The 20,969-nt window shown below is 58.9% G+C and carries 23 protein-coding genes and 2 pseudogenes; 12 read left to right on the forward strand and 13 right to left on the reverse strand.

All coding sequences use genetic code 11. The annotated features are described in order from the left end of the window. Position 1 precedes the first annotated feature (1 nt). From NDI56_RS20720 to NDI56_RS20735, 4 genes are all read right to left on the reverse strand, one after another. A complete protein-coding gene (locus NDI56_RS20720) occupies positions 2-1,003 on the reverse strand; it encodes a DUF63 family protein (RefSeq protein WP_310921670.1) in 1,002 nt (333 codons plus the stop codon). Then, positions 1,000-1,224 (reverse strand): DUF7123 family protein, encoded by a 225-nt coding sequence (locus tag NDI56_RS20725; RefSeq protein WP_049983691.1) that lies wholly within the window; start codon positions 1,222-1,224, stop codon positions 1,000-1,002. The genes NDI56_RS20720 and NDI56_RS20725 overlap by 4 nt, the downstream gene beginning before the upstream one ends. 20 nt (positions 1,225-1,244) lie before the next feature. After that, positions 1,245-3,851: a heavy metal translocating P-type ATPase gene (locus tag NDI56_RS20730; protein ID WP_115819514.1), complete on the reverse strand. Its 2,607-nt coding sequence runs from the start codon at positions 3,849-3,851 to the stop codon at positions 1,245-1,247. Positions 3,852-4,011: 160 nt separating this feature from the next. Next, positions 4,012-4,584, reverse strand: coding sequence for an AsnC family transcriptional regulator (locus NDI56_RS20735; protein ID WP_310921671.1), 573 nt, complete (start codon positions 4,582-4,584; stop codon positions 4,012-4,014). A 132-nt stretch (positions 4,585-4,716) separates the two neighbouring features. Here NDI56_RS20735 and NDI56_RS20740 point away from each other — a divergent pair, with 132 nt between their 5' ends. From NDI56_RS20740 to NDI56_RS20760, 4 genes are all read left to right on the forward strand, one after another. Beyond that, positions 4,717-4,914: a heavy-metal-associated domain-containing protein gene (locus tag NDI56_RS20740; protein WP_115819795.1), complete on the forward strand. Its 198-nt coding sequence runs from the start codon at positions 4,717-4,719 to the stop codon at positions 4,912-4,914. 123 nt (positions 4,915-5,037) lie between these two features. Then, positions 5,038-7,410 (forward strand): copper-translocating P-type ATPase, encoded by a 2,373-nt coding sequence (locus NDI56_RS20750; RefSeq protein ID WP_115819512.1) that lies wholly within the window; start codon positions 5,038-5,040, stop codon positions 7,408-7,410. A gap of 5 nt (positions 7,411-7,415) precedes the next feature. Then, a complete protein-coding gene (locus NDI56_RS20755) occupies positions 7,416-8,033 on the forward strand; it encodes a methyltransferase family protein (protein WP_310921672.1) in 618 nt (205 codons plus the stop codon). After that, a complete protein-coding gene (locus NDI56_RS20760) occupies positions 8,030-9,130 on the forward strand; it encodes a succinylglutamate desuccinylase/aspartoacylase family protein (RefSeq protein WP_310921673.1) in 1,101 nt (366 codons plus the stop codon). Before NDI56_RS20755 ends, NDI56_RS20760 begins: the two co-directional genes overlap by 4 nt. A 260-nt stretch (positions 9,131-9,390) precedes the next feature. Here the strand turns inward: NDI56_RS20760 and NDI56_RS20765 are convergent, their stop codons facing one another. The 6 genes from NDI56_RS20765 to NDI56_RS20790 form a co-directional block, all read right to left on the reverse strand. Continuing rightward, on the reverse strand, positions 9,391-10,026 hold the full coding sequence (locus tag NDI56_RS20765; RefSeq protein ID WP_310921674.1) for an adenylate kinase: 636 nt from the start codon (positions 10,024-10,026) through the stop codon (positions 9,391-9,393). Between the two features lie 59 nt (positions 10,027-10,085). Next, a complete protein-coding gene (locus NDI56_RS20770; RefSeq protein ID WP_310921675.1) occupies positions 10,086-10,586 on the reverse strand; it encodes a CBS domain-containing protein in 501 nt (166 codons plus the stop codon). A gap of 179 nt (positions 10,587-10,765) precedes the next feature. Continuing rightward, positions 10,766-11,092, reverse strand: a complete 327-nt coding sequence (locus NDI56_RS20775) for an SDR family NAD(P)-dependent oxidoreductase (RefSeq protein ID WP_310921689.1) — start codon at positions 11,090-11,092, stop codon at positions 10,766-10,768. A gap of 62 nt (positions 11,093-11,154) precedes the next feature. Continuing rightward, a complete protein-coding gene (locus NDI56_RS20780) occupies positions 11,155-12,393 on the reverse strand; it encodes an RNA-guided endonuclease InsQ/TnpB family protein (protein ID WP_310921676.1) in 1,239 nt (412 codons plus the stop codon). Positions 12,394-12,447: 54 nt separating this feature from the next. Next, a complete protein-coding gene (locus NDI56_RS20785; RefSeq protein ID WP_310921677.1) occupies positions 12,448-12,921 on the reverse strand; it encodes an SDR family oxidoreductase in 474 nt (157 codons plus the stop codon). A gap of 72 nt (positions 12,922-12,993) precedes the next feature. Next, complete coding sequence (locus NDI56_RS20790; protein ID WP_310921678.1) at positions 12,994-14,466, reverse strand: ABC1 kinase family protein; 1,473 nt, start codon at positions 14,464-14,466, stop codon at positions 12,994-12,996. A gap of 440 nt (positions 14,467-14,906) precedes the next feature. On the opposite strand from NDI56_RS20790, the gene NDI56_RS20795 reads away from it, so the two are divergent. Both NDI56_RS20795 and NDI56_RS20800 read left to right on the forward strand, forming a co-directional pair. Next, positions 14,907-15,011: a YHS domain-containing protein gene (locus tag NDI56_RS20795; protein ID WP_310921679.1), complete on the forward strand. Its 105-nt coding sequence runs from the start codon at positions 14,907-14,909 to the stop codon at positions 15,009-15,011. 45 nt (positions 15,012-15,056) lie between these two features. Beyond that, positions 15,057-15,203, forward strand: coding sequence for a hypothetical protein (locus NDI56_RS20800; RefSeq protein WP_310921680.1), 147 nt, complete (start codon positions 15,057-15,059; stop codon positions 15,201-15,203). A gap of 4 nt (positions 15,204-15,207) precedes the next feature. On the opposite strand, the gene NDI56_RS20805 is transcribed toward NDI56_RS20800, so the two are convergent. Continuing rightward, positions 15,208-16,140, reverse strand: coding sequence for an alpha/beta fold hydrolase (locus tag NDI56_RS20805; protein ID WP_310921681.1), 933 nt, complete (start codon positions 16,138-16,140; stop codon positions 15,208-15,210). 93 nt (positions 16,141-16,233) lie between these two features. On the opposite strand from NDI56_RS20805, the pseudogene NDI56_RS20810 reads away from it, so the two are divergent. Then, a pseudogene (locus tag NDI56_RS20810) lies at positions 16,234-16,431 on the forward strand (YHS domain-containing protein); the annotation flags it as partial. 153 nt (positions 16,432-16,584) lie between these two features. Next, positions 16,585-17,034, forward strand: a complete 450-nt coding sequence (locus NDI56_RS20815; protein ID WP_115819501.1) for a universal stress protein — start codon at positions 16,585-16,587, stop codon at positions 17,032-17,034. Between the two features lie 14 nt (positions 17,035-17,048). Here the strand turns inward: NDI56_RS20815 and NDI56_RS20820 are convergent, their stop codons facing one another. Together NDI56_RS20820 and NDI56_RS20825 are read right to left on the reverse strand one after the other, a co-directional pair. After that, the gene (locus tag NDI56_RS20820; protein WP_115819500.1) at positions 17,049-17,444 is read right to left on the reverse strand and encodes an SHOCT domain-containing protein; all 396 of its coding nucleotides are present in this window, start codon (positions 17,442-17,444) and stop codon (positions 17,049-17,051) included. Positions 17,445-17,472: 28 nt separating this feature from the next. Then, positions 17,473-18,033, reverse strand: coding sequence for a DoxX family membrane protein (locus NDI56_RS20825; RefSeq protein WP_115819499.1), 561 nt, complete (start codon positions 18,031-18,033; stop codon positions 17,473-17,475). Positions 18,034-18,147: 114 nt separating this feature from the next. Here NDI56_RS20825 and NDI56_RS20830 point away from each other — a divergent pair, with 114 nt between their 5' ends. The 4 genes and pseudogenes from NDI56_RS20830 to NDI56_RS20845 all read left to right on the forward strand — a co-directional run bounded on the left by NDI56_RS20830 (position 18,148) and on the right by NDI56_RS20845 (position 20,856). After that, positions 18,148-18,498: an ArsR/SmtB family transcription factor gene (locus NDI56_RS20830; RefSeq protein ID WP_006183485.1), complete on the forward strand. Its 351-nt coding sequence runs from the start codon at positions 18,148-18,150 to the stop codon at positions 18,496-18,498. A 3-nt stretch (positions 18,499-18,501) separates the two neighbouring features. Continuing rightward, positions 18,502-18,777: a DUF7521 family protein gene (locus tag NDI56_RS20835; protein WP_115819498.1), complete on the forward strand. Its 276-nt coding sequence runs from the start codon at positions 18,502-18,504 to the stop codon at positions 18,775-18,777. Positions 18,778-18,808: 31 nt separating this feature from the next. After that, a pseudogene (locus tag NDI56_RS20840) lies at positions 18,809-19,222 on the forward strand (HAD-IC family P-type ATPase); the annotation flags it as partial. Positions 19,223-19,269: 47 nt separating this feature from the next. Beyond that, positions 19,270-20,856, forward strand: a complete 1,587-nt coding sequence (locus NDI56_RS20845) for a transposase (protein WP_310921684.1) — start codon at positions 19,270-19,272, stop codon at positions 20,854-20,856. The last annotated feature ends 113 nt before the right edge of the window (positions 20,857-20,969 follow it).

Raw genomic sequence — 20,969 nt, forward strand, 5'->3', positions numbered from 1 at the left:
GTCAGACTCCGAGCATCATCCGAAGCGATCCACGGACGCCCATCGGGAGCCCAATTGCCCCGATGAAGAACGTCATGAGCCACCACCAAGTGTGGTTCATTTCGGCTTTCGCGTCCGCGAGGTACCACACGATACCGCCAGTCACGAGGAGTTTGAGGACGAACGTCGACCCCGAGAATCCGGTCGCCTGGTACACGAGATTCGTCACGACCAGCTTGGGTGAATAGCCGAGAAACGTGACGCCGATGAGATTCTGCGCCCCATCCCACAGCTGCCCGAAGACGGCCAGCAGGAACAACGGGTGTCGAAGGTGTGCGACATCAACGACGCTCGCTCCCCAGTAGTAGAGCGCGGTCACGCCGAGGGCGATCCCCGTCGTCGCGACCGGCACCCACAGGCGGAGAGGAGCCGACGTCGAGAGCCCGTGCCAGAGCGCCCACCCGACGGCACCGATCGCCCAGACCGTTCCAACGAGACCGACCGTCGACGGGATGGACCCGATATTCCGGTTACGCGCGAGTGCGCCGACGCCGAGTGAGAGGACGGTGACGGCGGTGACGACGAAGTAGATCGACGGCGTGATGAACAGCACGGCGTAGTCACCGAGCAGGCCGATATCCTCGAGCGCACGCATCGCGCCGCCGGCGACGATGATCGGTGCGAACCCGTACGCGAGTCGAGCGTCGTACGTGACGTCCAGCGCGTCGAGATACGCTCGGAGGCCGGGGAGACTGTACACGACGGCCGCGAGGTACGTCACCGTGTTCACGGCGTTGTATCCGCGGACGGCCCGTATTCCCTCGTGCGTGACCGGCTGGCCGGCAGCGTCGGCGACGACCGGACCCCAGAGATACTGCCAGACGAATCGGTCGTAGACGAGCGTCGGGAATGCGAGGAGTGCTGCACCGACGAGGACGACCGGGGCGAGCAGATACAGGACCCACCACTCCCGAGTTCCAGTGGCGGGGAGGGCGGATCCGACGCGGCGAGTGACGGTGCTCACGACTCGCTCACCTCCAGTCGCCACGTCGTGCTTTTCGAGCGTCCCCACTGTTCGAGCGACACGTCGGTGAGGTCGTCCTGGAGCTGGCTCAGATACTGTGCGACGGCTTTCGGCGATCCGTCGAGGTCGCTGGCGATATCCCGAGCCCGAAGGTACGTGGGCTCAGTATCGGCCGTCTCGACGAGGTACGCGTGCACCGTGCGGCGGGAAATAGAGGACATGGAGCAAGTGGCTTTGGCGTTCAGCGGAGTTTCCCGAGCAGTTTGTAGTCGTGATCGGGGGTGTACCGTCGGAACAGCAGGCTGTTCGACAGCACCGACACGCTGGAGAACGCCATCGCACCGGCAGCGAGCACCGGTTGGAGTAGGCCCAGCGACGCCAGCGGGATCATCGCGGTGTTGTACCCGAGCGCCCAGACGAGGTTCTGCTTGATCTTCGCGAGCGTCGCGTCCGAGATGCGGATGGCCTTCACGACGTCGAGGGGGTCGTCGCGCATCAGCGTCACGTCCGCCGCCTCAATGGCCACGTCCGTCCCCGAGCCGATGGCCGTCCCCACGTACGCGACGGCGAGGGCGGGCGCATCGTTGACGCCGTCGCCCACCATCATCGCCTTCCGGCCTTCGTCCTGAATGCTCTCGACGGCATCGGATTTGTCCTCGGGGAGAACCCCCGCGCGGACGTTCTCGGGAGCGATGCCGACCTGCTCGGCGACCGCGCGGGCGGTCCGCTCGTTGTCGCCGGTGATCATCATCACGTCGACACCACGTTCTTGGAGCTGACTTATAGCGTCCTTCGCGCTCTCTTTGATTGTGTCGGCATCGGCGACCACACCCACGAGTTCGCCCTCGTAGGCGACGAGCATTGCCGTCTTCCCCTCGTTCTCGAGGCGCTCCATCGTGTCCTGCGCGGGCGAGGGGTCGATATCGTTGTCACGGAGGAGCTTCCGATTCCCGACCAGGACCTCACTGTTGCCGACAGTCGCTCTGATGCCGTGGCCGGGGACGTTCTCGAAGTGGTCCGGGTCGCTCACGTCGATCCCCCGTTCTTCGGCGCCGTCGACAATGGCACGGGCGAGCGGGTGTTCGCTCGCATGTTCGGCCGTGGCCGCGAGCCGCAGGACATCCTCCTCACCGAGACGGTCACGAGCGGTCAGTTGGCCACCATCTGCAGCAGTATCGCCGCCATCCGTGAGAGGCTGTCCGTCACCGTCGAACACGACGATGTCGGTGAGCTCCATTTCGCCTTTCGTCAACGTCCCTGTCTTGTCGAAGACGACCGTGTCGACGTCCTTCGCTCGTTCGAGGATGTCACCGCCCTTGAACAGGACGCCGTTCTGTGCACCGATAGTCGTCCCGACCATCGTCGCGGCAGGCGTCGCAAGGCCCAGCGCACAGGGACAGGCGATCAGTACGGCCGACGCGAACACGATGATCGAGAACTCGAAGACGGTGACGGTCCCTCCAGCGATTGCAGGTCCACCTGCCACGGCACCCCACAGCGGGAGCCACTCGACGAAGCTCGCGAGCGCTCCGGGGAACAAGTACCAGACGACACCCCAGAGAACGGCGTTGGCGATGACTGCCGGCACGAAATACGCCGAGATGCGGTCGGCGAGGTTCTGGATGTCGGGCTGGCGCGACTGGGCGTCCTTGACCGTCTGAACGATCTGCTGAAGCGCCGTGTCCTTCCCGACCTTCGTCGCCTCCACGACGAGCACGCCGTTCTCGTTGATAGTCGAGCCGACGACCTCGTCACCCTCGCTCTTCTCGACGGGGACAGACTCGCCGGTGACCATCGACTCGTCGACCGCTGACTGGCCATCGACGACGACCCCGTCGGTCGGAATCTGCTCGCCAGGCCGAACCTTCATCCGATCGCCGACCTCGACGTCCTCAAGTGGGATCTCCTCCTCGTTGCCGGCCTCATCGACGACGGTGGCCGTCTCGGCCTCCATCTCCAGCAGCTTGCGGAGCGCCTCGCCGGCTTGGCCCTTCGAGCGGGCTTCAAGGTAGTTCCCGAGGGTGATGAACACGAGGATGAGCGCGGCGGTGTCGAAGTACAGGCCGCCCGCGATGAGCCCTGAGAGGACTGCGACAGAGTAGACGTACGCAGTGGTCGAGCCCAGCGCGATCAGGACGTCCATGTTGGCGCGCTTGTTGTTCACCAGCGCATTGTACGAGTTCTTGTAGAACGGCCAACCGAGCACCAGCTGGACGGGCGTCGCCAGCAGGAACTCTGCCCAGCCGAACTCGATTCCGAGAATGGTCTCCGGGAGGACGCCACCGCCGAGGAGGAACTTCTCGGCGAGGAAAAAGAGGAGAGGTGCCGACAGCACCGCACCAAACAGGGTCAGTCGAAGCTGCTTACGGATTTCAGCCTGTCGCGCGGCGTCGCGCGCGTCCTCGCCAGAGTCGCTGTCGTCGCCGTCCTCTCGGACGGGCGAGTAGCCCGCGCTCTCGATGGCATCGTAGAGTGCATCCAGCGACGTGTCCGCGGGGTTGTACCGGACCTGGGCTTCGTCGGTGGCGAAGTTCGCCTCGGCCGCGATGACACCGGGTGTGTTCTCTAGGGCAGTCTCATTGGTCTGTACACAGTTGGCACAGGTCATATCGGAGATGCCGATGGTCACTGTGTCAGACACTGCACCATACCCGGCATCTTCGATCGCCTCGTATATCTCTTCGAGCGATACCTCGTCAGGATCGTACTCGACGGAGCCTTCATCCGTGGCGAAGTTCGCGTTCGCCTCAACGACGCCGTCGAAGGACTCTAGCGCGTCGCCAACTGTCGCCGAACAGTTAGCACAGGTCATCCCTGTGATGTCGAGATGTGCAGTTCGCGTTCCCATTCTTGCCCTATACTACGTAGTCCTTCCTTAGTGCAGTTACTGTTTCGAAACCAGTGTTTTAGACCAGTATAGAATTTAGATTCAAAGGCCTAGTTCCGTTCCACTACCGAAGGATGCCAATATCGACTTCGCCGATCTGGAGCGGAAATCGCGGCTACAACTAGACTCCGTCTTCGAGACGTTGATACTGGTCTTCGAAGCGGCCACGGCACGACGGACAACAGAAGTGATAGATGTCTCCGTCGATTCGAGCGGATTCGCCCTCGCTATCGACCGTATTCCCACACTCGGCGCACGTGATTGCGAACTCGGTGCCGTCGAGGTCGTCGACGAGCGTCACCGAGTACTCCGTTGATGGCGCGTCTTCGAGGAGACCCTCGACCCACCGGCGAACGTTCTGTCCTTCCGCACGACCGTAGAACCATATTTTCCCCTCGGCAGTGGCGAAGAGGTGTTCGATACCATCCGCGTCGTGGAGCCGGCTTCGAAGTGACTCGATGGCAGCGGTATCGTTTTCGAGCTGGACGAACACCGGAACGCCAGCTCGCAGTTGTGCGCGATTCACGTCGACGGTGAAGCCGTTGATGATGTCGGCCTCCTCTAACCGTTTCACGCGGTCTGATACGGCTGGCCCCGAGAGATCCACCTCCTCACCGATGCTGCTGAACGGGCGTCGCGCGTCCTCTGCTAGTAGCGAGAGGATCTCCATGTCTGTCTCGTCTAAATCACGCATATCTCCCCATTGAACCCCCGAACCACAATATTGTTTCCCAGCGCCAAGATTTGAATGCCATCCCACTTCCAAGATAGACTTTGGATTCGAAGCAGAAACTGACAAAGATTCCCCTCCCGTATGTACCAGTGTATGACGCAGACCATCACTGTCGAAGGAATGACGTGCGGTCACTGTGAACAGACAGTCGAAGACGCGCTTCGAGAAGTGAGCGGCGTGACCGACGCGACTGCCGATCGCGAGGCCAAACAGGCGAGCGTCGATGGCGATGCTGACGTCACGTCACTCGTTCAAGCCGTCGAGGACGCTGGATACACCGCCCACGCCTGAGAACCGCCGGAACGTACGTCCACAAGTGCCCCGCCGTTCTCGTTCGACACCGGCCCTCTTGACGGTACCGCGCCGTATCAGGGTCTGGACAGCATAATAAGGGACGGCACCAATACCCACGCCATGAGCAACAATCCAGACCACGAGACATCCGAAAATCCCTCTAAAGAGGGGCACCCCTCGCATCAATCCGAAGGACCCGTCTACTGTTGTCGAATTTGCCGATTGAAAGCAGAGTCGGAACCACGAGCATCAGCCCACGCGTCATCCGAGCCGGAGTCCAAACTCCCGAAGGACGACACTCACACTGCGGCAGACGCCACCACGGAGTCCGAATCCACGGACGAACACGCACATAACGACCACGAAGCCGAACACGCGCACCGCCACGCTGCGGCCGAGCACGCTCACTCTACAGAAGCAGAGCACGTACACGACGAGCACGACCATGGTGGTAACGCCCACGAGAAGGGACACGGGGGTGGAAACGGGGATCACAGCGATCACACGGATCACTCAGGCCACGAGGCGATGTTTCGGCGGCGGTTCTGGGTGTCGCTCGTCCTCTCGATTCCGGTCATCGTCTTCAGCGAATTCATTCAGGACGTCTTCGGCTATACGGCCCCTACGTTCCCCGGGAGTACGTGGATAACGCCGGTACTTGCGGTCGTGATCTTCGCGTACGGTGGCGTGCCCTTCCTCTCGATGGCCCGGACGGAACTGAAAAACCGCGAGCCGGGGATGATGATGCTCATCTCGCTGGCGATATCGGTGGCGTTCGTCTACTCGATCGCGAGTCTGTTTCTCGAAGGGACGACACCGTTTTTCTGGGAACTCGTCACGCTGATCGACATCATGCTGCTGGGCCACTGGGTGGAGATGCGGTCGGTCCGGGCGGCCTCGGGGGCGCTGGACGAACTCGCGAAGCTCATGCCCGATACCGCCGAGCGTATCACCGAGAGTGGAGATACCGAGGAAGTGCCCGTCTCCGAACTCGGCGAGGACGATGTCGTGCTCGTTCGCCCGGGCGCGAGCGTGCCTGCCGACGGCGAAGTCGTCGAGGGCGAGTCGTCCGTTGACGAGTCGATGATTACCGGCGAATCCAGACCAGTTGGGAAGGAGCCCGGATCAGAGGTGGTCGCCGGGACGGTCAACCAGGACGGGAGTCTCCGCGTCAAAATCACGAAGACCGGCGACGAGACGACGCTGGCGGGCATCATGCGACTGGTCGACGAGGCCCAGCAGTCCAAATCTCGAACCCAGTTGCTCGCCGACAAGGCAGCTGGCTGGCTGTTCTATATTGCACTCGGCGTCGCGGCGATTACTGCCGTCGCGTGGGTCGTCGCGGTCGGGTACAACATCACCGTCCTCGAGCGCGTCGTGACGGTCCTGGTCATCGCGTGTCCCCACGCACTTGGACTTGCCGTCCCGCTCGTGGTCGCGATCAACACTTCCACGGCTGCCCAAAACGGGATGCTCATCCGCGACCGCATCGCCATGGAGGAATCTCGAAATCTGGACACGGTGATGTTTGACAAGACCGGGACCCTCACGAAGGGCGAACAGGGCGTCGTCGGTGTTGAGACGGCAGGCGACTGGACTGAAGAGCGAGCATTCGAAGTCGCCGCTGGTGTCGAGGGTGACTCCGAGCATATGATCGCTCGCGCCATCCGAGACGCCGCCGAGGAACGGGATATCCAGCGAGCGAAGGTTTCGAACTTTGAGAATTTCCGCGGTCTCGGCGTCAGAGCCACTGTGGACGGCGAGACGGTTCATATCGGTGGACCGAACCTGATCGAGAAATTCGGTATCGAGCGGTCCAACGAAATCGCTGCCTTCGCGGAGGAAGCTGGCTCGAACGCAGAGACGGTTATCTACCTGGTTCACGACGAATCCGAAGTCGTTGCAGCATTCGCGCTCGCGGACGTTATTCGGGAGGAAAGCCGGCAGGCCATCGAGGCGCTACACGCGATGGATATTGAGGTGGCAATGCTCACCGGCGACTCCGAAGACGTTGCACGGGCTGTCTCGGAGGAACTCGGCATCGACCAGTACTTCGCGGAGGTACTCCCCGACGAAAAGGACACGAAAGTCGAAGCGCTCCAGTCCGAGGGGAAACTGGTCGCGATGGTCGGCGACGGCGTCAACGACGCGCCGGCGCTCACGCGAGCAGATGTCGGTATTGCCATCGGTTCAGGGACCGACGTCGCCATCGAGTCGGGCGATATCATCCTCGTCGACAACAATCCCCTGGATGTCGTCCGTCTCATCAAGCTCTCGAAGGCGAGCTACCGGAAGATGCAGGAGAATCTGGTCTGGGCGACCGGCTACAACGTCTTCGCGCTCCCACTCGCTGCCGGAGTCCTCGCGCCTATCGGTATCCTGCTGTCGCCGGCGATCGGCGCGGTGTTCATGTCTCTCTCGACAATCATCGTCGCTATCAACGCCCGTCGTCTCCGCAGCGCCGATATTTCCGTGCCCGACATTGGTGCGTGATCCCTATGGCACTCCAGGCGACACAGACATTGTTCAGCGTCAGTCTCCTATCCGGGGGACTCCTACTGGGTGGCCTCCTTGCCACCATCGTCAGTCCGACATTCCGGTTCTGGCCGCACGGGACGCGGAACTGGACGTTCTGGGTCAGCTGGACAGCCTGGACGCTATACGTCGTGGGTCTGGTCGGCATTGCATACCTCGACTGGTGGCACTGGTACGAACCACCGGTGGTGGTGCAACTCGTCAGTGTGCTTGTTTTCGTAGCAGGCACAGCGCTGTCTATCTGGGCGATGTGGACACTCGGATTCTGGGAGAGCAGTGGTCTCGAAGGCCACCTTCAAACTGAGGGACCGTATCGCTTCTCTCGCAATCCACAGTACGTGGGGTTCATCACCATGCTCGCCAGCGGAGGCCTCCTCGCAGGTTCGATTCAAACGGTCATTCTCGCTATCGGTGGAATCGTGTGGTTCCTGCTCGCACCACTCGCCGAAGAGCCGTGGCTCCGCGAGCAGTACGGGGGTGAATACGAGTCATACTGCGAGGCGGTTCCACGATTCCTGGGTAGAACCAGTGGACGTGCAGCGCAGGCACATTCAGAGCAGTCAGAGAGTGATTCTCAATGACTGGACCCGCGACACAACCGATTGAGGTCGGCGGCCGAACCATCTCACCCGGAGAGAAGCGCCAGTTCCGCTATTCGGTGGGAACAAGTTTCCACGGCGACCCGATCGACATTCCGGTCACGGTCGTCAACGGAGAGAATGATGGCCCGGCGATGTTCCTCAGTGCTGCCGTGCACGGCGACGAACTGAACGGCATCAAGATCGTCCAAGAGGTCGCAGAAACCTACGGTCCCCCGGACATCCACGGGGCACTCGTCTGCCTCCACGTACTGAACGTCCCGGGATTCATGGCCCAACAGCGCTACATCCCGATCTATGACGAGGACCTCAACCGGTCGTTCCCCGGGAATCCACAGGGAACGATGGCGAAACGTCTCGCCCATACTATCTTCGAGGAATTCGTCTCGAAGTGCGACCTAGGGCTGGATTTCCACACCTCGACGCGCAACAGGACGACGATGTATCACGTTCGGGCAGATATGCGCGACTCTGACGTCGAACGCATCGCCCGTGCATTCGGAACGAGCGTGATTCTCGACGGTGAAGGCTCAAACGGGACGCTCCGAAAGGCAGCATCGAAGACGGGGGTTCCGACCGTAACTGTGGAGATGGGGCGCGCCCACCGGTTCCAATCGACGCATCTCGAACGCGCCCTTCACTGCGTGGCGAGTGTCCTCGCTGAACATGAGGTTCTGCCAGACCGGCCGGTCTCTTGGCCTGGGTGGACGCGTGTGGTCGCACGCGACGGTGAGAAGACGTGGCTTCGTGCTGCCACCGGCGGACTCGTCGAGATGAAGTGGGGCCCACAGCCACTCGTTGAGGGCGGGGAACAACTGTTCACTATCTCCGATCACTTCAAAGACGAAGTCGAAGTCGTTCGTGCACCGTCAACTGGCCTCGTCGTCGGTGTCCTCGAGAACGCAGTCGCGTACCCAGGGCATCCGCTGTGTCACTTCGTGAGCGTCGACGAAACGACCGCAGACATCATCCAGGACGACATCGAGCGGGGTGAGTTCGATGTCTACCGTGAGGGTGGTTTCCAACGGCCGGAATATGGTGAGAGCGGTGAGTATGAAGGACGAGATCCGCTCTCTTGACGGGGCAGCGTCTGCTGACAGGCTCTTCATCGGTTCGGAGAGCCCTCCCATAATTGCCTACTGGATCGTTTTTCGGCCAATAACCGTTCCAAGTTCTAATTCGTACGGTATGATGGTCGGCTTTTATCGAACATCGCTGAGATCACCTCAGCAAGATCGCGCCCTCTCAACTACAGACTCGCCGGGTACGAGTGTGTAAACTGTGCAGATCTGCTAGGTGATGCCCGGTATAGTAACGCTCACACCAACTTTTTCGCGATCTATTGCGCGTTTTCAATCGCTTTCCTTACGTCAACCCAGACTTCATCAGGAGACTGTTTTCCGTCGACACGTTCCAGTTGACCTCGTTCTTCGTAGTATTCAATAACTGGTTCAGTGGTCTCACGAAATACACGTAGACGTTCACGGACTGTCTCCTCGGTATCGTCATCCCGCTGCTCAAGTCGTTTTTCAACTTCAGGATCTTCAGGTGGACTGTATTTTATATGATAAGTGTCCCCTGTTTTTGGGTCTATACGGCGACCCGTGAGTCGTTGAACAAGTTCCTCCTCGTCTACGTCAAGATATAGAATAACGTCAACGTCGGTCATATTATTGAGTTCCTCAGCCTGTTCTACGTTGCGGGGATACCCATCCAGAACAAAGCCATTGACTTGCGATAGAGCCTCTTTAACGAGCAGAGTGACAACCTCGTCCGGAACAAGCTCACCTTGATCCATATATATGCGCGGGACATCATACTCTGATTCAAATTCTGAAATATCCCTGTCCTTATTTGCCCGAAGGAGCTCCCCGGTAGTGATATGCTTTACATTAAACTCCTCAGAGGCCTTTCTACTCTGCGTCCCCTTTCCAGCACCTGGTCCACCGAGGATTAGAATCCGTGGTTCGGCCATGTCTCCCTTTTGATGTCAGTCACGAAAAAGACATGTATCGAGAGTCTCAGATGCGGTGGTTACTTTCTCTGGGACTCTGACCGGATGATCCCGGAGAGATTGTCCATCTGTGCGGAGACATGGGCAGCTTCTCCCGCGAGGTGAGTGATGAGATCGTCAAGGGTGACGATCCCCACAACTGAGCCATCTTCGACAACGGGAACATGGCGGGCAGCCGCCTCGTTCATTTGTCGCAGTACCCTCGGTACCTCCGCCTCAGGCGTTACGGTGAGGGGGTCGGAGGTCATCACATCTCCGGCGGTTATGTTGGATTCGCTCTGATCCGTTGCGAGAACGTTGAACTCACTATCTGGCGTGAGGAGCGCGCCAATCAAATCTCGATCTGTAATGATGCCCACGAGCTGGTCGTTTTCTTCCACAACGACGTAGCGGGCACATTTGGTTTGCGCGACCATCGTTTGGGCGACCTCTGCTACCGACGTATCCGGAGTAACGCGGCCAACTGACTCGTCGGCGATACTCCCAACACGTAGTGTGAGATCGGATCGATTCTGTTCCATACTGGGGGATTGGTTAGAGAGACTAAATAATATGGCGGCAGTTCCTCAATTCAGAGAGGCAACGCAGGGAGTAACGGTGCTTGGCTTCGGTGGACAGTAGCACGTTTTGCGCTGCTACTATCCGACTGATATCCAGCGTGATGTTGGAGCCAAGCGGGGTGAATGTGCGACCGTAGTTACTAGTGGGCAGTCCAGCCTCCGTCGACAGGAATGTTTGTACCCGTGATGTACGACGCCTCATCAGAGGCGAGAAACATCGCAATGCCGCCAATCTCCTCGGGTTCGGCCACTCGCTGCATGGGTGTCTCGTCTCGGACGAACTCGTAGAACTGTTCCTGGTCGAGGTAGTCGTCTGTCATCGGCGTTTCAACGAATCCAGGGCAGATACTATTGACACGTACCCCTTCTGTGGCGTAGTCAATGGCGAGCTCTCGTGTGAAATTCACGACACCACCTTTTGCTGCCGAATAGGCAGGTGATCCAGGACCACCAACGAGGCCATAAATCGACGCGACGTTAGTAAGCTACCACGGCGTTCACGCCGTGGCATTCAGCGTGGACTCCCGTTCTAACTGTGCAACACAGTAGGCGAATATTCGCCGTTCACGGTCATCATCCCGCTGTTCAAGCGCACGCCTACGGGTGCGCCTCCACGTCCAGACTTTTGCTGGTCGCGGAGATACCTCAAACCGATATTCTTCGCCGCGTTGTAATCTGCGTGAACATCGTAACCGCACTTTAGACACCCGAACTCGTCCTGCCCGTTGTTGTGCGGACGATTATCCTCGTGTGTAAACCCACACTTCGAGCAACGCTGACTCGTGTACGCCGGATTAATCTGTGTCACCACAAGCCCTTCCGACTCGGCTTTGTACGTGATATACTCGTAGAGCCGGTGGAACGCCCACTTGTGAACCGCCTTCGCGTGAGGCAGGCGTTCACGGATGCCTTTGAGTTGCTCGAACACGATGTGCGTACAATCGTTTTCGAGAGCTTCCGCTACGAGTTCATTCGAAATTGTGTGGAGCATCTGCTCGAAGCGTCCAGTCTGTTTACGACCGACTCGTTGGACGTTCTCGTGTGCCCATCGAGTGCCGGTCTGTTGCAGGTCGCCCCGTCGCTTCTCGTATTCGCGGTGCCAGTGGTTGAGTTCGCCACCGCTCCAGAACTGGCCGGTTGAGGTGATTGCGATGTTTGTGATGCCGAGGTCAACACCAAGGACGGAGACGTGCTTGGCATCGCCTGTGTCGGCCTCATCGTTCTCCACGGCGGGCTTTGTCCGCACGTGAAGGTAGAAACAGTCCTCAACATTGTCGTAGTGGAGCGTGGCTCCCTTCATCTCGTAGTCATCGTTGAACAGGTACGCCGAGTGTGGCGTATCTCGCTGTTCGTCCGGTAGAACGAACTCTGCGGTGACTCTCCCGTCGATGGTGGCGAGTGTTGCGTGGTCGTCGTTGATGGTGAGGGTTCTCGAATCATAGCTAGCGAACCGTGACGTAAAGTGTGGTTTCGAGGCCTTCTTGCCCTCTTTCCAGCGTTCAACGACGCCTTTGACGGCTTCTGCGGCTCGATTTCGTGCGGCTTGCACGAGGTTGGCCGGAAGTGGCGAGTCGTCTCGAACGTCGTAGTAGGTGAGGTCGTGGAGTGTCTGTTTACTGGTGGTTTTCCAGTCTGGTTCCCACGCGACGTCTACGACGTAGTTGGCGGCGTCGAGGAAGTGGTCAGTTGTCTGGTGGAGGAGGTCAGCGGCACGCCCGTCCACGTCGAGTTTGACGGGAACGGTTCGGGTGCGTGAGTCTTCCACCATCTGTACTTCATATGTAGGAGTATGTGTTTATAATATTCGGATTGGCGTGGGGAATCAGCCTGTCATCGAGCGTGGTTTGTGTCCGTGTTGTCGGCTTCCTCCCGCGCCTAAAGTCGCGGGTTTCCGCCTTGCGGTCATTATGATACACCCCTCACGGTCTTTGAGATACGGGATCGCCGCCCGCGAGCCGTACATAACCCCCGTGAGATTGACCTGAATAACCGTATCCCACTCTTCGAGCGACACTTCTTCGATGGACCCTACTTGGCCAATCCCAGCGTTGTTTACGATTACGTCAAGCTGTCCGTATTCGTCAACCGTACTGTTGACGAGGGTCTCTACCTGCTCATACTCCGTGACGTCACATTGGTGGAATTCACAGCCGAGTTCTTCGGCAGTCTCTCGGCCGGTTTCTTCCGTGCGACCTGCGATAACGACTTCGGCTCCGTAATCAATGTACTTCGAAGCAATTGCTTTGCCGATCCCGGTTGCACCACCAGTGATGATCGCAACTTTATCTTTGAGCATATCAGGTACTTCGCATAGACGCCACAAAATAGTTTGAGGCGTCATAGAGAGTATCCATATTCGAGATCCCAATTATCGGCGCTGTTGCCTTGATGAATGAATGAATAAAATGATGAAGCCGAGCGCGACGACGATCCCAACAGTAGCAGAGATCTGACTTACGGGTAATGCGAGGCCACTCGCTACAAATGTTCCTGCTGCGAGGATGGCGTACCCGATCGAACGAGTCTGGCGTCGTTGGTTCTGTACGATCTCTTGAGGTATCGCTGTACGTTCCTGTTCTCGTGCGTCCAGTTCACGATCCAATTTCGTGGGTAGCCGGAGGAGGGCCCAGAGGGAGGTTTCGATGTCGGACCGAGCTTCGGCAAGTTTCATCCGGGCTGCTCGCTGGAGGAAGCCGTGTTCGCGGAGGAACGCCTGCGCAGCTGCGAGGATATCGAACTCGGGATCGAGCTGTCTGAGAACGCCTTCACCGATCGATCCCACCCGAATGACTAACATCACGTCTGGCGGGATACGAAACGGAAACTCTCGGAGCATTCCGACGACCACGTCGATTATCTGCTGCCAGTTCACGTCACCACCCCCTTCGAGGTCATCGATAACTAACTCGAGAACGTGACCGACGGCGGCCCTGTCGGCGTCGGGATCGAGTGCACCAAGGGCGACAAGTTCGTCGATGATGGATTCGACATCCCGATTGACAGCGGCCAGATAGAGGTTAATCACGCTCGCTTGCATCGCCGGCGTGAACCGACCGCTCATCCCGAAGTCGTAGAATACGATGCGGCCGTCGTTGTCGACGGCGATATTACCAGGATGAGGATCGCCGTGGTACACACCGTGGTCGAGTCCCATCGTGAAGTAGGCATTCGCCACTCGTCGAGCGACGTTCTCCGGATCGTAGCCCTTCGCTTCGAGTTCCTCGAGGTCAGTAACCTTCATTCCCTCGGCGTACTCCATAGTGAGGACACGTTCGGAGCAGACGTCACGAAACACGCGTGGGATCGTAACGGTCTCATTCTCGTCGGCAGCGAAATTTTCACAAATCTCCTCCATCATCTGAGCTTCCCGCTCGAAGTCCAGTTCCTCCAGAATGATGCGCTCAAAGTCGTCCGCCATGTTCCGGAGTGAGAAACTGAACCGATCAGGTGCGAGAAACAGTGCAAGGGGAACGAGGCGACGAATAATGCGCAGATCGGTCTCGATGAGGTCCTTGATTCCGGGTCGTCTCACTTTCACGACCACCTGTTCTCCCTGATAGGTCGCCCGATAGACCTGTGCTAGCGATCCGCCGGCGATGGGTTCGGGATCGAAGTCGTCGTACGAGTGATACCCGATGTCTTCGGCGAGAGCCGGAATCATCTCGCGATACGGACCCGCCGGGATCGCATCTTGGAGCACTGCGAACTCCTCCGCGTACACTTGCGGAACGAGATCTGGGCGCGTCGAGAGAACTTGGCCGATCTTTACGAACGTCGGCCCAAGGTTGAGCATCGCCTCCCGTAGACGGCGGGCACGCTGCTCGTGCTGGTCCCGTGGCACAGTGCGTGACCCACCGACGATCAGAAACCGATGCCGGTCACGGAGAAAGCGTAGGATGAACGGGGTGAACGTCCCGAGAATACGAATTAGACGGAGAAGAAATCGAAACATTGCCTTAGCACAGAGTTCTTCCGACGGCCCTTAATACGTGCCCGTCAACCTACTTCGAAATACCCAATCGGCTTGGAGACGGATCTGTGAACAGAATGCCGAGGGATCCCGTCTGTGGTATGCAACTTAGAGTTGACGAAGCGGTAGCTTCAGTCCGGCACGACGAGGTGACGTACTATCTCTGTAGCGAAGAATGTCGACAGCGCTTCGAGAAACAACCCGCGGTATACACCGAGTAGGGAGCCTACGCACAGTAGCAATTGGCCGACTGACGTTTATGGAAGGGCGAGGCGTACTGCCGGTATGCCAGTTGACCCGGTCTGCGGTATATGGAAGCCAGCGACTCAAGCGAAATCACCACCGAGTTCGAGGGGACGACGTTCTACTTCTGTTCGTCCGACTGTCGTGATTTCTTCGAAGAGCACCCGAAGTGATTCGTCGACGAGCCACGACCCCACCTCTGTGATGCGAGTGGCGTAATGGTACCGCGCTTGCACTATGGCCGCGCCGTCGGTGAGTTCAACCTGACGGTCGCCGACCCGGAATTGCTGAGCGTCGGTCTCGAGGACGATACCGACCTTCAGTTCGATCTCGAACGGGCGATTAAAGCTGCAGAACGATCGTGATTCCTTAGCGAACTTCGGATACTTCGCTACCGTTTTCGTCGACCGATTCTCGAACCGTCATTTCCAAATCCCGGTCCTTTCGAACCGTCTTGATGAGTGCTTCAAGCAGACTGTTATACGCATTCGGGCGCTCTATCATAGCGACGTGACCGGTACGCTGTAGCCTGCAGAAAACGCTCTCGGGAATCCGCCTCGCGGTTCCGCGTGCCACCTCGATGGGAACAATACCGTCGGCTGGTCCGTGGATGACGAGCGTTGGGGCATCGACTCGCTCAATATCGGGGCGACCGTCGTACCCCCAGAAGGCCTCGGTGACAGTCGTCCACGCTGAGCGACGGTGAGGAAGTGGGTTCGATTGCAGGAAGTCTTCGACAACGGCACGTGACGTTCCTTCGTGGAAGCCTACGCTGTAGGCTAACTGCCGTATGAGCGCGTCATTCGCGGGAATCTTGTAGAGTTGGAGTGCGAGAAACAGTCGTAAGAGCGGTTTCTCCCACGTGGGTGTTAGGTCGTGGTCACCCCCAGCATGTAAAATGAGCCCGGCCGTTGGGTTGCGCTTCGCGTACTCGATTGTGAGGGCGGTACCATAACTGTGGCCGTGGACGATAGGGCACTCGATGTCGAGTTCATCGAGGATATTCGCGAGATCGGAAACATGTCCCGAAAGGGTCTGCTCTTGGCGTGTGGTCGATTGTCCGTTACCGGCGAGCGCGTACGTGACTAGTTTGTGACTCCCTTTAAAAGCGTCAAGCTGTGGGTACGGGTTCCAAAGTGACCCGAGACCACCGTGGACAAATACGATTGCTGGGTCTGGACCAGGAAGATGCAGTGTCTCCAGTGTGACTGATTCTGACACCTGAATGGGTGTCGATTCTGGGAGCAACTCTCGAACATCGTCGAACTTGACGTATCCCAGAGGGAAGTCAGATGAAGACATACTAAAACACTTTGCCGAGTGGGATATTCAGGGATTCGGCGCATAGAGCGCATACAGGATGGAAAGCATCCCCGCTGCCGCGACTAGTGCAGCCACGAGACAGGCCTCGGCGCGCCCGGTCCGTACCGCGACCCCGTCTGTGGCATGCGGACTGACGACAGCAAGCCATCGGCGACGCACGACGGCGAGACGTACTACTTCTGCTCGCAGACCTGCAAGGAGACCTTCGGGGAGAACTCGGACGAAAACGCCACCGGGCATCCGATGGTGATGGAGGGGCACGACCACTGACGGACAGCTCGTTGATGGTTCACAGTATCGAGTGAGTCCGTCCGTCGTGCTTGGACACATCCGCTGACGCGGCCATACTGAACCCGCTACCGTGACTCTTGAGCGGAGAGAATTGGAAGTCAATTTATGATACCGCCTTCGAATTCCGACTGAATGTACGACCGAATTCTCCTGTCGACCGATGGAACTGTCGCGTCTGAAGATGCTGAAACGCACGCGATCGAGCTCGCAGCCGCTCACAACGCGGTCCTTCACGTGCTCTACGTCGTTGACGAGGATGTCGTGACTGCCTACAGCGGGGACGAGTACGTCGACGAGGCCGAAGGTCCCGAACACGGGCTCGAAGAACACGGCGAGGAGACGCTTTCGGAACTCCGACGTCGAGCCGCAGAGACCGATGTCGATGTCGAGACGACGATGCAACATGGCCGCCCCGCTGAGACCATCGTGAATCACGCAGACGACTGTGACGCCGATCTCCTCGTGCTCGGTACCAAACGCCGGCCGGACGAATATCGGGCGTTACTCGGAAGTGTCACCAACCGTGTTCTCCGATTGACGACTCGTCCGGCAACCGTCGTGAAAACCGAAGTCATCGAGTAGGGAACGACCGGCCGCTACCGTCCATCATCTGGTCTGAGACGGGCGCGACGGCGGTCGAACTCCTCGTCGCCGATCTCGCCACGGGCGTACCGCTCTTGGAGGACGGCGAGTGCGCTATCCTCGGCGGGGCCGTTCGATTGCGACCGCGTCCCCAGCCAGTAGATGAAACCGAGGGGGACGGCGACGAGGAGTGCCATCCACAGGAGACCGAACAGCATCATCCCCCAGCCCCAGCTACCCCATCCGGCCATGTGGCCGTCGTTCCACATGCCGTCGTGCCAGCCCCACATCATTGCATCTGGGACAGTCGCGTGTGTTAGCGCCATTCCGGCGACGACGGCCAGAGCCAGCGCTCCGACGACGATGAGTCCCAGAGAACGAATTCCGCGTGCTTGAATTGGATTTTGCATTATTGTACTCCCAAAGGTCTCGGCGTGGTTAGCCGAGGATGTATTCGAGGGCGGGGTAGCGCTCGACGAGCGTCTCGCCGCCGACGTCGTAGTTCTCGATGTACTGGTCGAGGCCCAGGATGCGGCCCGCGGCGAACGCGGCGACCGCGAGGAACACGAGCATGTATGCGAAGTCCCCGTTGATGAACCCGTGACCCATGTCCCAGTTCCCGAAGTAGAACATGAGCATCATGAGCGCGCCGAAGAACGCCGCGAGGCGGACGAACGCACCAACGAGCAGCCCAAGACCGATTAACAACTCGCCCCACGGGACGGCGACGTTGGCGAACTCGACGAACCACGGCGTCGACCCCATCCACGCGAACAGGCCCGCAAGCGGGTTGCCGTTCGTCGCGGCAACGTTCGACAGGTAGCCGCCGGCCGCGAACTCGCCGGTGATCTTGGTGAACCCGGAGTACGCGAACGCGTAGCCCATCATGAGACGGAGCGCGAGCACGAACCACGCGCTGAGGCTGTGGACTTTCCCGCCGACGGTCAGGCCGCCGACTTTGCTCTCGAGCTGGTTCATGCCGGAGTCGAGTGGGGACATAATTATTGCACCTTCAACTATCAGTAGGCGGGTAGAGACGATATAATAGCGAGCTGGCGTGCTGAGTCAGAAAACCGGGGGGCTATATTACCCTCCTGTGGAGATTAGAGGAGTGTGACTGAGGAGGCCGACCCGTCGGAGGTCTTCGCGACACTCGACGACGAGTACGCCCGCGACATCCTCGTGGCGACGAAGACCGACCGACTCTCCGCGAAGGAACTCAGCGAGGAATGCGACATGTCACGCCCGACCGTCTCGCGGCGTGTCACCCGCCTCGTTGAACAGGGCCTCCTCGAGGAGTACACGCATGTCGACCCCGGCGGACGGCACTACAGCGAGTACGAAGCGCGACTCGAGCGTGTCGAAGTCCTCCTGCAGGCGGAGGGCTTCGACGTGCAGATCGACGTCCGGCCGGACCCCGCCGACCGGATTACGTCAATCTTCGAGGAAATGCGGGGAGACTGACTCATGGAACACACGTTATTCGTCATCGGCAAGCTGTTCACGACCGTATTGGCCCTCGTCATCGCCTATCAGGCCTATCGCGGATACCAGCGCCATCGCACGCAGTTGCTTCTGTACGTCGCCGCCGGCTTCGCGCTGGTCGGGCTGGGCGGCCTTCTCGAAGGTGTTCTCTTCGAACTCCTCCAAGTGTCGATCTTCGAAGCAGGATTCGTCGCAGCACTCGTCACCGCCGCCGGGATGCTATCGATCCTCTACGCCCTGTATGCCCCGAACCCCTGAAGATTCGGGGCGTTCATTCGAGAAGCGGCCCGTCGACGGAAACGAGGTGTACGTCGGCGGGCCGAACCTGTTGACCCAGCTCGATAGCGAGATCCCCGACCATCTCCAGCGCTTCGCTGAAGAGGCTGGCCAGAACGCCCAGACTGTGGTGTATCTCGTTCGTGACGGCGAGCTGATCGCTGCTTTCGCGATGGCCGACGTGATCCGCGAGGAGAGTTTCCGCGTCGTCGACGCACTCCACGATCTGGGCATCGAGGTGGCGATGCTGACCGGCGACTCCCAGGACGTCGCCAATGCTGTCGCCGACGAACTGGGCATCGACACGGTGTTCGCGGAGGTCCTCCCCGAAGACAAGGACGAGAAAGTCCAGGAACTCCAGGACCAGGAGACTTACAGAGTACTTGTTTGTGCTGACCGATTCAACAGCAGCGGTTCCTGCGCAAAGAGGATGGGATCGCGCCGCTTGTGTGACTGGCTGATGGGATAGCTCACATGACTTCTCAGGAGCACCGATTGACCGACGCCTACCTTGTCGGGTTGACACTCACAGAGGCACTCAAAGCCGATCAGTCCCTCTGCACGGCTCTTCGAACTCTGGAGGGGCCGTTCGATTCGCTCAATGACGGCTACCCAGAGTGGCATCCAGCACCGCACTCGTTCGAGGGGATGGTACGCTTGTTACTCTACCGCGAACTCACTGGCGAAAGCTACCGTTCGCTCGCCCAGTATCCCGAACTCGCAGTTGTCTTCGACTTGGAGAAAATCCCCGACGAATCGGTGCTCTCGCGGACCTGGCGTAACCGGTTCGACGAGGCGACCCGGGAGTTCGTCACCACAGCCGCCCACTACGTCATCAAGGAAGTCCACGATCGCGACATCTCAGCGCCGGAGGTGCGGCCTAAGGCAGAGATCGTCGACGATGAGCAAGAAGCCGCAGATCCAGTAGAAGACAAATCCTTCTCACAGGAGGAGATCATCCAGACAACGCGCCTCGCGCGTGATCACGCCTTCGGTCACTTCGACTCTGGTCGGGCGTCGAACGCCTCGTACGAGGACACACAATTCTTTGAGCTACAGACGTTCATGGGGATGGTCCACTGTGGAACTGCGCAGGGAGCGACTCGCTTCCAATATCGCCATGGCGAAGAGTACAGCCCCCATGGTGATACCCACCTCCGCGCCGTCAAGCAGTTCGATCCCGAAGAACTCGTGAACGGATTCAACGAGACAACGGATCGCTTGCTCTCCGTGATCGCCTCAGAAGCATCCTTTCGAAGGCCGGTCACCGCGGCAATCGATATCACGACTATTCCCTACTACGGAGAGGTCGAAGGAATGCCGATGGTCAGCGGGACCAAGGACAGAGACGGTCGAGCATTCAAATTCGCAACCCTCTCGATCATCGGGCAGAACATCCCGCTCGTTCTGGCGGTTGAGCCGGTCCGTGAGAGTTCCGAGTGGGATGAGAACCCGTCGAATCAGATCCATCGTACTGTGCGACGGCTCGTTCGACAAGCGAAAGAACAAGTTCCGATCGAGACGGTGCTGTGTGATCGAGAGTTTGACTCGATACAAGTGTTCCAGACACTCTCAAACCTCGATGTGAACTACCTCATTCCGAAGCGAGTCTCAAGCTCCGAACGGGATGTGCTCGAACAAATGGAGGGAGACGACCAAGAGGTGGCTGTTGAGTCGGCTTCTATCCATGTAGAATCTGGATCGCATCCAATGCGGCTCCTGTACGTGCCGTCGACGAGTGGGGAGGGAACGGCCGTCTTCGCGACGAATCTACGAGTCGGTCCTGAGGAAGCCGAGACATTCTGTCAGCGCTACAGCCGCCGGTGGCAGATCGAGAGTGAGTACAAATCGATCAAAGGTGATTTTCTCGCGAAGACCTCCTCGAAAGACTACCGCATTCGTTTGTTCTACTTCGTTTTCGCGGTCCTCTTGTACAATATCTGGCGGCTCACCGACTTCCTGCTGAAAGCGAGTGTGGGAGGTGAGATGGACTACGCACCTGTGATTACTGCGGGTGAGTGTGTTGAGCTCGTTGCCTCGTCGTTGATTCCACACGACTAACCGGCTGATCCCCCTGAGTCCGCCGTTTGGGAGTGACAACCCTAATCAGGAGCGGCAGAATCTACGCAATTTCGCACGTCCGCCCAGTAGATGCGATCGGTAAGGATCCAAAT

Source organism: Halomicroarcula saliterrae (assembly GCF_031624395.1).
Classification (GTDB): Archaea; Halobacteriota; Halobacteria; order Halobacteriales; family Haloarculaceae; genus Haloarcula; species Haloarcula saliterrae.

What these genes read in the sequence shown, in the direction of transcription:
- NDI56_RS20725 (WP_049983691.1), bottom strand. Translation starts at nt 1,224, where the DNA reads ATGTCCTCTATTTCCCGCCGCACGGTGCACGCGTACCTCGTCGAGACG.
- NDI56_RS20730 (WP_115819514.1), bottom strand. Translation starts at nt 3,851, where the DNA reads ATGGGAACGCGAACTGCACATCTCGACATCACAGGGATGACCTGTGCT.
- NDI56_RS20735 (WP_310921671.1), bottom strand. Translation starts at nt 4,584, where the DNA reads ATGCGTGATTTAGACGAGACAGACATGGAGATCCTCTCGCTACTAGCA.
- NDI56_RS20740 (WP_115819795.1), top strand. Translation starts at nt 4,717, where the DNA reads ATGACGCAGACCATCACTGTCGAAGGAATGACGTGCGGTCACTGTGAA.
- NDI56_RS20750 (WP_115819512.1), top strand. Translation starts at nt 5,038, where the DNA reads ATGAGCAACAATCCAGACCACGAGACATCCGAAAATCCCTCTAAAGAG.
- NDI56_RS20755 (WP_310921672.1), top strand. Translation starts at nt 7,416, where the DNA reads ATGGCACTCCAGGCGACACAGACATTGTTCAGCGTCAGTCTCCTATCC.
- NDI56_RS20760 (WP_310921673.1), top strand. Translation starts at nt 8,030, where the DNA reads ATGACTGGACCCGCGACACAACCGATTGAGGTCGGCGGCCGAACCATC.
- NDI56_RS20765 (WP_310921674.1), bottom strand. Translation starts at nt 10,026, where the DNA reads ATGGCCGAACCACGGATTCTAATCCTCGGTGGACCAGGTGCTGGAAAG.
- NDI56_RS20770 (WP_310921675.1), bottom strand. Translation starts at nt 10,586, where the DNA reads ATGGAACAGAATCGATCCGATCTCACACTACGTGTTGGGAGTATCGCC.
- NDI56_RS20780 (WP_310921676.1), bottom strand. Translation starts at nt 12,393, where the DNA reads ATGGTGGAAGACTCACGCACCCGAACCGTTCCCGTCAAACTCGACGTG.
- NDI56_RS20785 (WP_310921677.1), bottom strand. Translation starts at nt 12,921, where the DNA reads ATGCTCAAAGATAAAGTTGCGATCATCACTGGTGGTGCAACCGGGATC.
- NDI56_RS20795 (WP_310921679.1), top strand. Translation starts at nt 14,907, where the DNA reads ATGGAAGCCAGCGACTCAAGCGAAATCACCACCGAGTTCGAGGGGACG.
- NDI56_RS20800 (WP_310921680.1), top strand. Translation starts at nt 15,057, where the DNA reads ATGGTACCGCGCTTGCACTATGGCCGCGCCGTCGGTGAGTTCAACCTG.
- NDI56_RS20805 (WP_310921681.1), bottom strand. Translation starts at nt 16,140, where the DNA reads ATGTCTTCATCTGACTTCCCTCTGGGATACGTCAAGTTCGACGATGTT.
- NDI56_RS20815 (WP_115819501.1), top strand. Translation starts at nt 16,585, where the DNA reads ATGTACGACCGAATTCTCCTGTCGACCGATGGAACTGTCGCGTCTGAA.
- NDI56_RS20820 (WP_115819500.1), bottom strand. Translation starts at nt 17,444, where the DNA reads ATGCAAAATCCAATTCAAGCACGCGGAATTCGTTCTCTGGGACTCATC.
- NDI56_RS20825 (WP_115819499.1), bottom strand. Translation starts at nt 18,033, where the DNA reads ATGTCCCCACTCGACTCCGGCATGAACCAGCTCGAGAGCAAAGTCGGC.
- NDI56_RS20835 (WP_115819498.1), top strand. Translation starts at nt 18,502, where the DNA reads ATGGAACACACGTTATTCGTCATCGGCAAGCTGTTCACGACCGTATTG.
- NDI56_RS20845 (WP_310921684.1), top strand. Translation starts at nt 19,270, where the DNA reads ATGACTTCTCAGGAGCACCGATTGACCGACGCCTACCTTGTCGGGTTG.